Below are 12,291 nucleotides of genomic sequence, written 5' to 3' on the forward strand. Positions count from 1 at the left end.
ATATTTCTGATTTAGTAAAAATTTCGGAATAATATAGTAAACAAAAGCATAGGTGGTTAAAATTGTTATTGGCAGAAGATAGAGTGAAAATTGCAAAACGCTTGAGAAACTAGCTCATTCTACACCAAAGAATACACTAAAAAATAAGAGCACCGCAATCCACAAAATTCCGTGGATGAGCATTTTTTTACCAAAATATTTAAGAAATCTAAGGAGTTGCATATATTTATTAAATATGCCGCTTTATATTTAAAACCTCAAACTTTTGCGATGAATAACCTTTAAGCAACTGTTTTTAACCGTTTCTGAATTTTAAGTGTTGGGATCTAATTATTTCTTGTAGAAAGTAGTTCTAATTTCGTAGTTCATCGCAAATTTATCTTGAAGGTGAGTTTATCCAATAGTTTAGCTGAAATAATCCTAAAACTCAATCATATGTTAAGTCTTAAATTAGTTATGTTTTTTAAAAGCACCGTTTTTCTTTCAGTAGTTGGTGATAGAATGGCGGAAGGGGGAATTTTACCTATGAGTCTTATCTTAATTAGTTTTTTACTAATGATTTTTCTAATTTTCAAAGCCTCAGTAAAACTAAGATCTGATTATTTCAGCTTTAAGAAATACGTCTCCTTAGTTAATCAAATTGCATTGTTAGCATTGGTCATTGGTTTATTTACGCAGCTAATAGGATTAATTCAGGTGTTTGATGCTTTCGAAAGCCTTGATAATGTAAACGCGGCCTCATTTGCCGGTGGAATTAAAGTCGCATTATTGGCTCCACTTTTTGGTTGGTTAGTATTCTTAATTGGAAGGATTGCAACTTTTATTCTAACTTGGATCTACAAGGATAATGAAGCGGAAGCCAGAGTTGCATAAAGGATATAAAAAATTGAAGTTTGTAACTTAAGTTTTCTTACATTTATTCTATATAACTGTAATAAAACAGAAATCATGGCTAAAGAAAAATCTCCTTCAAAAAATTCAGCAAAGAAAGAACCTACGTTGAATTTAAAAGAGAAACGCGCAGCAAAAGCAGCAAAAAAGAAAACCAGAAGTTAAATCTATAGACGCTGCTATTTGATAGCGATCGAATAGGAAGCATTAAAAGTTTCAGAAGGCATTAATTTATTAATGTCTTCTTTTGTTTTTAGATCCTTCTTGGTATTTACTCCATCGGCAATTCCTAACCAAGGTTCTATACACACATAATCTGCTCCCGGTTTTGACCACAAGCCTAAATTCTTAAAATCTGGATAATTAACTTCTAGAACTGGTCCATGCTTCTTACTCATCAAAACCACATTTTTGGAGCTGATATCTTTAAAGATCAAGGCATCTTTTAAAAAAAGATCTTTATGTAATTGTATTGTTTCGCTATCAGAAATAATCTCTTCTGTTTCTTCGGAAACCAAACCTTCCGGACTTAATAAGTAAGTTTTAAGATCTAATTTCTTATCGAATTCCAGATAATAATCTTGATATTCTTCACCTTCGAATAGCGGAAGATTGAAAGCTGGATGAGCGCCAACAGAAAAATAAATAGGTTTGCTATCTAAATTGATAACTTCATGTTTTACTTCAACGGTATTCTCTGTAAGAATATAACTCAGCTGAAATTCAAACTTAAAGGGATATTGTTTTAAAGTTTCTTCAGAATATTTAAAACTAAAGGTTAAGCGATCTGTTGTTTGCTCAATAAGTTCTATAGCATTGCTATGCCTAAAGATTCCGTGACGAGGCATAGAATAAGCGTTGCCTTCAAAAATAAATTCATCATCTTTAAGATTGCCTACAATTGGAAATAGTACAGGGGCATGGCCTTTCCAAATAGTTGGGTCTCCTTGCCAGATATGTTCCAATCCGTTTTCCTTATTGATAATAGAGCACAATTCTGCTCCTGTAGGTTTTACTTTTAAGCTTAGTTTTTTATTCTCTAAACTATACATAGAACGAAGTTTTATGAAAGACTATTTCTTATTACGCTTGTTGTAATTCTTATCTCCTCGAGTTTTTGGCTTCTTATATTTTTTGGCGATCTCTCTTCTATAAGAACCTCCTAAATTCACTTTTTGATTCTTTGCGCTCTTTTCGTGAAAAGCAGGCCCCGGAGCGTCCTCATTCTTATTAGGATTATTGATCTCAAAAACTTTTGGTTGTTCTTCGGGAATCAATATAGTAGATATTTCAACACTTTCGGGAAGTTCAAATTGCGGAACTTCCATTCTCATCAAGGTTTGGATCTTCTCAAGGTTTTCTTCTTCCTTTTCAGTTGTTAAAAGAAAAGAGATCCCTTGTCTTTCTGCACGGCCGGTTCTACCAATACGGTGCATATAGTTTTCGGGATATTCTGGAGTGTCAAAGTTTATAACATGAGAAACATGCTCAATATCGAGTCCACGTGCCATTACATCTGTAGCCACTAAAATTCGGCAAAAACCATCTCCAAACTGACGGATACTTCGTAATCTATAATTCTGACTTTTATTGGAGTGGATGATAGTACATTCTTCTTCAAATTCAAGACTCAAGATCTCGAACAATCTATCTGCTAATCTTTTATATCCTACAAAGATCAAAACCTTAGAATAGGTTTCCTTATCTTTTAGTAACTCCTTTAAGAAATTAGCCTTTGTATGAAAATTTGGAATTTTGTATCCGCGTTGCTCGATATTATCTAATGGAGTACCACTAATTGCAACCGATATTTTTTCAGGAGTTCTAAAATTCGCATCTATCAACTCTTCTACGGCCTCTGTCATGGTTGCAGAGAACATAATATTCTGACGATTATCCGGTATTAATTCTAAGATATTGTTGATCTGAAATCTAAATCCAAGATCTAACATTACATCAACTTCATCTATCACCAATTTCTGAATAGACTTTAATTGAACCGCTCTTCTTATAACAAGATCGTACAAACGTCCTGGGGTAGCAACAACAATATCCTGACCTTGTAATAGATCTTGATGTTGCGTATTTATATTTACACCACCATAAACTCCTGCAACTCTCACATTAATGTATGCTGCAAGCTTTTCAATTTCTTCTACCACCTGTACTACCAATTCTCTGGTAGGCACCATTACCAAGATACGCGGATTCTTTTGCTCAGAATATTTAAGCATGCGTAAGATAGGCAACATATAAGCAAAGGTTTTCCCGGTACCGGTTTGCGCGATACCCACTACATCTTTACCAGACATAATGGTAGAAAATGCCTGTTCCTGAATAGGAGTAGGGGTTTCGAATTTTAGATCCTCTAAAGCATTAAGCAGAGGAGTATTTAAATTAAGATCCTGAAAAGTCACAAGATGAGGTTTTTATTAACTGCAAAGGTAGGTTTTGCAGCGCAGGTTTCAACTAAAAAGCGTGCAGAAAATTGGAGACTGTACATTTATAATACCATTTATCCCGATTATCTTGTTTATAAGTAGGCACCTTTGAATTCTTCTCTATGCTATTATTAGTCTCATACTCTTTTAATTTTAGGTATTTTTGAATTCAATTAAAGAGCTATGAAAAAAATTCTTGCCTTTGCAGGCTCAAGTAGTAGTATTTCTATTAATCAGAGATTAGTAACTCATGTGGCCAATAGGATTCAGGGTCATGAGGTTAAAGTTATTAATTTAAGAGATTTTGAGATCCCTATGTACAGTGCAGATGTAGAGCTAAAAAGCGGATTTCCAATAGATATTCGCATCATTAAAAACCTTATTGAAGAACACGATGCTTTAGTTATTGCTGTTAATGAGCACAACGGATCTGTTTCTTCGTTTTTTAAAAATATCATAGATTGGCTTTCAAGATTGGATAGAAATTTTCTAAGCAACAAAAAGATCTTGTTAATGAGTACCTCACCAGGTATTCGTGGTGCGTCTTCTGCATTAGAATATACCAAAGGAATTTTCCCAAGATTTGGAGGGCAGGTAATAGAAAGTTTTAGCTTCCCTTCTTTCAATGAAAATTTTGAAAATGAGAGTGTTATAAATGAAGTGTTGAATATGGGAATAGAAGATGTTTTAACAACTTTCTCTCATGAAATTGATGGATAATTGCGAAGTGTAAAGAAATATGAAGTTGCTAATATTCATCTTTTTAAGCAACAGCTTTTAGAGTGGAGTAAGCGCTATGATGAGATAACTTGGTTAGATAGTAATAATTATCAACAGAATCATAGTCGTTTTGATGCAGTTTTAGCACTGCAGGCATTCACCCTTATTAAAACAGACTATGTACATGCCTTTGATAAACTTCAGGAATATCAACAAACCACGAAAGATTGGATCTTTGGGTATCTCTCTTATGATCTAAAAAATGATGTAGAACAGCTAAAATCTAATAATTTAGATCTTCTAGACTTTCCTGAGCTTTACTTTTTTCAACCTCAAAAGTTGATCTTTATAAAAAATAATGAGGTTGAATTTCAATATCTAAGAATAGTGGACGATGAGATGGATTCTGATTTTAAAGAAATACATATATTAGAAATTAATACCCTTAAAAGAGCTGCTCCTTCTCAAAAAGGAGAAATTCAATCTCGAATATCTCCATCTCAATATTTAGAAAGAATACAGGAACTTATGGCTCATATACATAGGGGCGATATCTATGAGGCTAATTTCTGCCAAGAATTTTATTTAGAAGATACGAGCATAGAACCATTTCAGGTTTTTAAAGATCTAAATGCAATATCACTATCTCCATTTGCTACCTTTTTTAAATGGGAAAATAACTATTTGCTTTCTGCATCTCCGGAAAGATATCTTCAGAAAAAAGGAAATAAGATCATCTCACAACCCATTAAAGGGACTGCAAGGCGCGATGAGAATGAAACTATAGATCTACGCATTGCTAAAGAATTAGAAGAAGATCTAAAAGAACGTTCAGAAAATATTATGATCGTAGATCTGGTAAGGAACGATCTTTCTCATACCGCAAAAAAAGGAAGTGTAAAGGTAGAAGAACTATGTAAGATCTATTCATTCAGGCAGGTACACCAAATGATCTCAACTGTAACTTCTGAGCTTGCAGATGGAATTCCACCTGTGGAAGTCTTGCGTTCTACTTTCCCGATGGGAAGTATGACCGGAGCTCCTAAAATTTCAGCAATGAAGATCATAGAAGAGTTGGAAGTTTCAAAAAGAGGCTTATATAGCGGCGCAGTAGGATATTTTACTCCAGAAGGAGATTTTGATTTCAATGTAGTAATAAGAAGTATTCTGTTTAATGCTAATTCTAATTATGTATCATTTTCTGTGGGAGGTGCTATTACAGCTAAATCTGTTCCTCAAAAGGAATATGAAGAATGTCTGCTGAAATCTAAAGCTATGAGAGAAGTACTACTTAATGGTATAAAGGAGTAGAAGTAAATCTACGTGTTTGCGAGTATTTATTGCAATACCGAATATTATGGTATTTCAATTTAGTAACTTTGCTACAATATGGAAAAAGCATTTAAACAACTCTTAAAATTACAGTTTCCTTTTCTATGTCAAGGGAAGCTGCTGTTGGCCGTGAGCGGAGGGGTGGACAGTGTTGTTATGACACATCTCTGCAAGTTAGCAAAACTGGATTTTTCTATTGCACATTGCAATTTTAATTTGAGGGGTGATGAGAGTAATGAAGATGAAATCTTTGTAAAAGAGCTTGCTGAAGAGTTAGGAGTTGAGGCTTTTACTCAATCTTTTGATACAGAGGGTTTCGCTAGAGATGCAAAACTTTCTATTCAGATGGCCGCAAGAGACCTTCGCTATTCGTGGTTTGAAGAATTGCGTAGCACTCGTAATTTTGATTATATTTTGAGTGCTCATCATGCAAATGATAACGTAGAAACTTTCTTGATAAATCTGGTTAGAGGTACAGGAATAGAAGGTTTAACAGGAATTAAAGACACCAATGGCTATATTATAAGACCTCTTTTAAATTTTACTAGAAAAGAGATCGAAAATTACGCTACAAGCAATCATTTGAATTGGAGGGAGGATAGCAGTAATGCATCTTCAAAATATATGCGCAATAATATCAGGCATCAGGTGGTTCCAATTCTGGAAGAGATAAATCCCCAGTTTATAGAAAGTTTTTCTCAGTCTCAAAGATTTTTGAAAGAAAGCGTAGATCTGGTAGATGATTATATCGCTTTATTATATAAAGAGATTGTTGAAAAGACTTCTATTGGATATCAACTTAATGTAGAGGTTCTCAAAAGAATTCCAAACAATAAAGCGGTACTGTATCAATTACTAAAGTCTTTTGGCTTCACAGAGTGGAGTGATGTACACGCCTTACTGCAAGCTCAATCTGGAAAAATGGTCTTTTCGAGATCTTATAGATTGATTAAAGACAGAGATCATTTATTACTTACTGAGATTCCTAATAAAGAAACGGATAAGGAATACGAAATCTTAACCTATGAAGATGTAGTTATGCTTCCTATAGGAACTTTTAGTTTTCATGAAGTTTCTGAAGTGAAAGAGGTTGATGAACATCATATTTTTATTCCCAAAGAACTGTTGAAATTTCCGTTGATCTTACGAAAATGGAAACATGGAGATCATTTTTTTCCATTTGGAATGAAAGGAAAGAAAAAGCTTAGTGACTACTTTAAAGACAAAAAAATATCTTTGCCCGAGAAGGAAAATGTTTGGTTGCTTTGCTCAAATAACGAAATTGTTTGGGTGGTTAATCACAGAGCCGATAATAGATTTTCGGTGACAGATGCTTCTCAAAAAATAATAAAAATAACGTATACCCCATGAAATATTTCTTAATCCTGATCCTGTTTGTAACCTCAATATTTTCAAGTCAGGCCCAGGTTTTTACCTCTGGTGCAGATGAGAATCAAGTTGAAGATCCAGTATCTTGGGATGTAAAGCTTGAAAAACAGAACGATTCTATTTATAAATTGATTATTAATGCCAAAATTGAGAAAGGTTGGCATCTATATTCTCAAAATATTGGAGATGAAGGGCCAATAGCTACGAGTTTTATCTTTGAAGATGCTCCCAAGGATTATTTGGCAATAGGTGAAATGACCGAACCAGATGTCCCATCTATATTTGATGAGGTATTTGAAATGGAGATCAAATATTTTGAAGATAATGCAGAATTCATTCAAGAAATAAAAGTTTTGGATGAAGACGCAGTGATCAAATTTGAGGTGGAGTATATGGCTTGTAATGATACGCAATGCCTGCCGCCAGAGACAGTTCCTTTTCAAATTTCGGTCTTAAAGAATGAAGCCAGTAAAGGGTACACAGATGTAAATGTTACTTCTATAGATGTAAATATGTCTAACAATCTAAAGATAGGAGTTAAAGGTGGAGAAAATTATCAACTAGAACAGCAAAAAGAAAAGAAGGGATACCTTTCTATTTTCTTATTAGGATTTTTAGGAGGTCTTATTGCCTTACTAACGCCTTGTGTTTTTCCTATGATACCGCTTACAGTCTCTTTTTTCACTAAAGGTGCTAAAACCCGTAAGCAGGGCTTAACTAATGCGATTCTCTACGGTTTTTTTATTTTTGCAATCTATCTGTTATTAAGTCTACCTTTCCATTTGCTAGATAGTGTAGCACCAGAGATCTTAAATAATATCTCTACTAATGTTACTTTGAATATTGTCTTTTTTGTAATATTTATAGTTTTCTCATTATCATTTTTTGGGTATTACGAGATAACCTTGCCAACTTCATGGAGTAGTAAAATGGACGATAAAGCTTCCAGCGTAGGGGGTATTGTAGGAATCTTTTTTATGGCACTTACCTTGGCTTTAGTTTCATTTTCTTGTACAGGTCCTATTTTAGGTTCTTTATTGGGAGGTTCTTTAAGCAGTGATGGTGGAGCAACACAATTATCTTTTGGAATGGGTGGATTCGGACTTGCATTGGCTTTACCATTTGCCTTGTTTGCATTATTTCCAAACTGGTTAAATTCTTTACCAAAAAGTGGAGGATGGCTTAATACCGTAAAAGTAGTTCTAGGTTTCTTAGAATTAGGACTTGCTTTTAAGTTCTTATCTAACGCAGATCTTGTACAACACTGGGGAATTCTAAAAAGAGAAATATTCATCGGCATTTGGATCATAGTAGGTATAGGTCTCATGTTATACCTCTTCGGAATTATTAGATTTCCACATGATGGTCCAAAAAAGAAGTTGAGTAAGGGTAGGTTTGGTCTGGGTGCCTTAACGTTCCTTTTTGTTTTATACTTATTTCCTGGGTTAACAAATACGCCGTTCGCAAATCTTGAATATATAAGTGGTTTCCCGCCACCTTTGTTCTATAGCGTATATGATAAAGAAACTGAAGGACCTTTAGGATTAGAAGCCTATAAAGATTGGGATAAAGGTTTAGAAGCTGCGAAAGAACAGAATAAACCTATTATGATAGATTTTACAGGATGGGCGTGCGTAAATTGTAGAAAGATGGAGGAGCAGGTGTGGAGTGATCCAGAAGTATATGAAACCATCAAAAATCAATATATACTGATTTCTTTATATGTGGATGATAGAAAAGAGTTACCTACTCAAGAACAATTCAACTACGTAAGGGAAAATGGATCTATAAAAAAGATAAAAACTATAGGAGATAAATGGGCGACTTTTCAAACAGTCAATTTCAAAAATAATTCACAGCCTTTCTATGTATTATTAGATACAGAAATGAATCTACTATCAGAGCCTGTAGGATATACTCCCAATATCAAGAAATATCTTAAATGGCTAAAATCTGGTGTAGCAAACTTTAGACAAACGGTAAAAGAATAAAATCCCTTTAGGGTTAACGGGGTTATTTCTATCTTTAGGAACTAAAAATTCTTAAATATGAAATTAATTAAATTCCCCGGCTTGTTATTACTTGCTTTCTTATTCACATTTTCTGGATTTTCTCAGGATAGTGAAGAATACCAAGTAGCCGAAAATTACACGAAACAGGAAGTAGATATCGCCATGAGAGATGGCACGAAACTTCATACCACAATTTATTCACCAAAAGACACTTCTAAGAAGTATCCAATAATTATGCAGAGAACACCTTACAGTTCTCGCCCTTATGGAGAAGGTCAATTACGTTCTAAAATAGGACCTAATGAATACCTTATGAAAGAAGGTAATATTATTGTTTACCAAGATGTAAGAGGTAGATGGATGAGTGAAGGAGTTTACGATAATATGCGTGCTTACATTCCTAATAAAAAAGGGAAACAATTTGATGAGGCAAGTGACACTTATGATAGTATAGATTGGCTTATCAAGAATATTAAGAATAATAATGGAAAAGTTGGAACTTGGGGAATATCGTATCCAGGATTTTATGCAGTATATTCTTTATTAGATGCGCATCCAGCACTAAAGGCTGTATCCCCACAAGCTGGAATAAGTGATTTCTTTTTCGACGATTTTCATCATAACGGAGCCTATTTGTTGAGTTACTGGAGAGCTACGTCTATATTTGGATACGAAAAATCTACTCCTTCTGATACTGCCTGGTATAAGATGCCAGAACTAAATAGTGAAGATCAATACCAGTTCTTTTTAGATAATGGCCCGTTGTCTAATTTAGATAAATATTATAAAGAAGATAATGTCTTTTGGCAACAGCTTAAAGATCACCCTAATTATGATGAGTTTTGGAAGTCTAGAGGGATACTGCAACATCTTAAAAATGTAAAGCCTGCGGTAATGACCGTTGGTGGTTTATTTGACGCAGAAGATCTTTATGGACCTTTTCACGAATATCAGAGTATAGAGAAGAGCGGAGATAATTATAATACCCTTGTATATGGACCATGGAGCCATGGAGATTGGGCCAGAAAATCTCCGCGTCAGGCAATAGGTAACGTCTATTTTGGAGATAATATATCAGAAGATTATCAAAAGAATATTGAAACTAAATTTTTTAATCATTTTTTAAAAGGAAGTGGATCTAAAGATTCTGGTTTACCGGAAGCTTATATGTACGATACTGGAAATAGAGAATGGGATGAATATGCAGCATGGCCTCCAAAAGAAGCTAAGACTAAAAAATATTTCTTGGGAGCAGATCAAAAGTTAGAAGATAAAGCTACAGATGCTGAGGTTACTTTTGTGAGTGACCCTAAAAAACCGGTTCCTTATTCTGAAGATATTAAAATGGTTTTCACGCCTAGAAAATATATGACAGATGATCAAAGGTTTGCAGCCAGAAGACCAGATGTTTTAGTTTTTGAAACTGAGGTATTACAGGAAGATCTAACCCTAGTAGGGCCAATTGAAGCAGCTTTAAAAGTTGCTACCACTGGTACAGCTGCAGATTGGGTAGTAAAAGTGATAGATGTGTATCCTGCCGATGCTCCAGATTATGAAGAAACTCAGGAGTATTTGAAGATGGGTAATTATCATATGATGGTAAGAAGTGATGTTATTAGAGGGAGATTCCGTAATTCTTTCGAGAAGCCTGAACCATTTGAAGCGAATAAGAAAACTGATGTTTCTTTTGAGCTGCAAGATGTAAATCACACTTTTAAGAAAGGGCATAAATTACAAATTCAGGTTCAAAGTACGTGGTTCCCACTTATAGATTTGAATCCTCAAACGTATGTTCCTAATATTTTTAAAGCGAAAGCTGAAGATTTTAAGAAGCAAACTCATACAGTTTACGGAGACTCATTTATTAAAGTTTCTGTATTAAACGAAAAATAATCTTTTAGTATTAACTTAAAAACCCATCTTTATTCAGTTAAAGATGGGTTTTTTGTTTTTAAGGAAAATTTGAAACATGTTATTTACAACTCTGATCAGAAAATTTTTGAACTACGTAATCACCCCACTCCGCTATAGATCTTATTAATGGTATGAGTGTTTTACCAAATTCGGTTAATGAATATTCCACTTTTAGAGGTGGTTTAGTTGTATACTCTTTTCTTTTTATCAGACCATCTTCTTCTAAAGCTTTTAGCTGTAGGCTTAAGGTTCTTTCAGTAACTGTAGGCATTTCTTTTCTCAACTCGTTATAGCGAAGCGTTTTATTCATTAAATGATATAAGATAACCGTCTTCCACTTACCGCCAATAACTCCCATGGTTAAACTTGCGCAACAAGGGTATTCATTACCTCTAAATATTAGCTTTTTAGATTCTGCCTTTTCCATAAAAATTGTACTGTCGTTACAACAAAGATAAAACACCATCAAAACCTTTGCAACTATAAGAATTATAGTATCTAGGATGTATTAAGGTTGGAACGCATTATTCTAAAAGAATACATATTAGAGGCGATAATTCAAATTGAAGCAGTAAATAGTTTTTAAGGAAAGTAGGGATAAATATTGTACTAATTTCAAAAACGAATTTCGTTTAAACTTGAAGATTTATAAATAAAATTCTTTTATACAATGTTAATAGCTTCTGCATAAAAGAGTCATTCTCTACTATTATTAGATATTCATAATATGTTAGACACCGTAATTCTAGTGCTTAATAAGCCAAAGTGCTGCATCAGGAAATAGTCTAGACCATGCCATTTCATTATGTTGGCCATTAGGTATGGATCGAGTATTTAATTGATCTTGTGTTAACCCCTTATTAATGAGTCTCTCCTTTATCTCCTTCATCAAGGGTACCATCGTTTCATCTTCTGCTTCCCCCGCCCTAAAATAGATAGCTATTTGCTTTAACTTAGATAATTCTGTATTGTCTGTAAAAGGTTTTATCTCATCAGAAAACCAAAAACTTGGAGAGAAAACCAATGCCTTGCTAAAGATGTCTGGTTGTTTTAGGAGTGCATAATATGAAAATAGCCCGCCAAGGGAGCTTCCACCTACAAATGTGTTTTTAGAATCAATTTTGGTTCTATAGGTAGAGTCAATTTTAGGCTTTAAAGTTTGAGTCAGAAAGTTCAAATAAGAATTGGCATTACCTCCATGATATTTGTGATGAGGAAAAGGGGTTAATTCATCTATTCTTTTTTCATTACCATGTTCTATTCCAATCACAATAAGATCTAATTTTAAACTGTCCAAAATCTCATCAACTCTCCATTCTCCTGAATATGAAGTTGATTTATCAAATAGATTTTGCGCATCTTGTAGATAAAGTACAGGATAACTTTCATTATTCACTTTGTAAGATAAAGGCAGATAAACCCATATTTTCTTTATAGTATCTAACTGAGGTGCTTCTAATAAAAAAGTTGATACATTCTGTGTAGCTGTATGTTGTGCTTTACCGGGAAAACTCACTAAACCAAGTGAGAGTATAAGCAATATCCTGAGAATATTTGAATTCATGCTTTGCGTTATGATTATAGGACTTGTT

Annotated in this window: 11 protein-coding genes; 7 read left to right on the top strand and 4 right to left on the bottom strand. The window is 34.0% G+C overall.

The features are described from left to right. Window positions 1–435 precede the first annotated feature (435 nt). Window positions 436–873 carry a MotA/TolQ/ExbB proton channel family protein gene (locus BLT84_RS10525; RefSeq protein WP_091265409.1) on the top strand — a complete coding sequence of 146 codons (438 nt, stop codon included), beginning with the start codon at window positions 436–438 and terminating at the stop codon, window positions 871–873. A 197-nt stretch (window positions 874–1,070) separates the two neighbouring features. On the opposite strand, the gene BLT84_RS10530 is transcribed toward BLT84_RS10525, so the two are convergent. Both BLT84_RS10530 and BLT84_RS10535 read right to left on the bottom strand, forming a co-directional pair. Continuing rightward, window positions 1,071–1,943: an aldose 1-epimerase family protein gene (locus BLT84_RS10530; protein WP_091265413.1), complete on the bottom strand. Its 873-nt coding sequence runs from the start codon at window positions 1,941–1,943 to the stop codon at window positions 1,071–1,073. Window positions 1,944–1,964: 21 nt separating this feature from the next. Continuing rightward, entirely contained in the window at window positions 1,965–3,308 is a 1,344-nt protein-coding gene (locus BLT84_RS10535; protein ID WP_091265416.1) for a DEAD/DEAH box helicase, read from the bottom strand. A gap of 3 nt (window positions 3,309–3,311) precedes the next feature. On the opposite strand from BLT84_RS10535, the gene BLT84_RS16325 reads away from it, so the two are divergent. The 6 genes from BLT84_RS16325 (at window position 3,312) to BLT84_RS10560 (ending at window position 10,678) form a co-directional block, all read left to right on the top strand. Further along, on the top strand, window positions 3,312–3,434 hold the full coding sequence (locus BLT84_RS16325; RefSeq protein ID WP_262490133.1) for a hypothetical protein: 123 nt from the start codon (window positions 3,312–3,314) through the stop codon (window positions 3,432–3,434). 81 nt (window positions 3,435–3,515) lie between these two features. Beyond that, window positions 3,516–4,052 (top strand): NADPH-dependent FMN reductase, encoded by a 537-nt coding sequence (locus BLT84_RS10540; protein WP_034891386.1) that lies wholly within the window; start codon window positions 3,516–3,518, stop codon window positions 4,050–4,052. Further along, the gene (locus tag BLT84_RS10545; protein WP_091265419.1) at window positions 4,053–5,363 is read left to right on the top strand and encodes an anthranilate synthase component I family protein; all 1,311 of its coding nucleotides are present in this window, start codon (window positions 4,053–4,055) and stop codon (window positions 5,361–5,363) included. Between the two features lie 78 nt (window positions 5,364–5,441). Further along, window positions 5,442–6,755 carry a tRNA lysidine(34) synthetase TilS gene (tilS, locus tag BLT84_RS10550; RefSeq protein WP_091265422.1) on the top strand — a complete coding sequence of 438 codons (1,314 nt, stop codon included), beginning with the start codon at window positions 5,442–5,444 and terminating at the stop codon, window positions 6,753–6,755. Further along, a complete protein-coding gene (locus tag BLT84_RS10555) occupies window positions 6,752–8,764 on the top strand; it encodes a protein-disulfide reductase DsbD family protein (protein ID WP_091265426.1) in 2,013 nt (670 codons plus the stop codon). Before tilS ends, BLT84_RS10555 begins: the two co-directional genes overlap by 4 nt. Before the next feature lie 57 nt (window positions 8,765–8,821). Beyond that, on the top strand, window positions 8,822–10,678 hold the full coding sequence (locus tag BLT84_RS10560; RefSeq protein WP_091265430.1) for a CocE/NonD family hydrolase: 1,857 nt from the start codon (window positions 8,822–8,824) through the stop codon (window positions 10,676–10,678). 79 nt (window positions 10,679–10,757) lie between these two features. On the opposite strand, the gene BLT84_RS10565 is transcribed toward BLT84_RS10560, so the two are convergent. Beyond that, window positions 10,758–11,126 carry a winged helix-turn-helix transcriptional regulator gene (locus BLT84_RS10565; protein WP_091265433.1) on the bottom strand — a complete coding sequence of 123 codons (369 nt, stop codon included), beginning with the start codon at window positions 11,124–11,126 and terminating at the stop codon, window positions 10,758–10,760. Window positions 11,127–11,444: 318 nt separating this feature from the next. Then, entirely contained in the window at window positions 11,445–12,263 is an 819-nt protein-coding gene (locus BLT84_RS10570) for an alpha/beta hydrolase (RefSeq protein WP_091265436.1), read from the bottom strand. Between the last annotated feature and the right edge of the window lie 28 nt (window positions 12,264–12,291).

The organism is Gillisia sp. Hel1_33_143 (genome assembly GCF_900104765.1).
Taxonomy (GTDB): Bacteria; Bacteroidota; Bacteroidia; order Flavobacteriales; family Flavobacteriaceae; genus Gillisia.

Bases quoted from the DNA above. Each gene is read 5' to 3' on its own strand.
- BLT84_RS10560 (WP_091265430.1), top strand. From the start codon at position 8,822: ATGAAATTAATTAAATTCCCCGGCTTGTTATTACTTGCTTTCTTATTC.
- BLT84_RS10530 (WP_091265413.1), bottom strand. From the start codon at position 1,943: ATGTATAGTTTAGAGAATAAAAAACTAAGCTTAAAAGTAAAACCTACA.
- BLT84_RS16325 (WP_262490133.1), top strand. From the start codon at position 3,312: ATGAGGTTTTTATTAACTGCAAAGGTAGGTTTTGCAGCGCAGGTTTCA.
- BLT84_RS10570 (WP_091265436.1), bottom strand. From the start codon at position 12,263: ATGAATTCAAATATTCTCAGGATATTGCTTATACTCTCACTTGGTTTA.
- BLT84_RS10555 (WP_091265426.1), top strand. From the start codon at position 6,752: ATGAAATATTTCTTAATCCTGATCCTGTTTGTAACCTCAATATTTTCA.
- tilS (WP_091265422.1), top strand. From the start codon at position 5,442: ATGGAAAAAGCATTTAAACAACTCTTAAAATTACAGTTTCCTTTTCTA.
- BLT84_RS10540 (WP_034891386.1), top strand. From the start codon at position 3,516: ATGAAAAAAATTCTTGCCTTTGCAGGCTCAAGTAGTAGTATTTCTATT.
- BLT84_RS10525 (WP_091265409.1), top strand. From the start codon at position 436: ATGTTAAGTCTTAAATTAGTTATGTTTTTTAAAAGCACCGTTTTTCTT.
- BLT84_RS10565 (WP_091265433.1), bottom strand. From the start codon at position 11,126: ATGGAAAAGGCAGAATCTAAAAAGCTAATATTTAGAGGTAATGAATAC.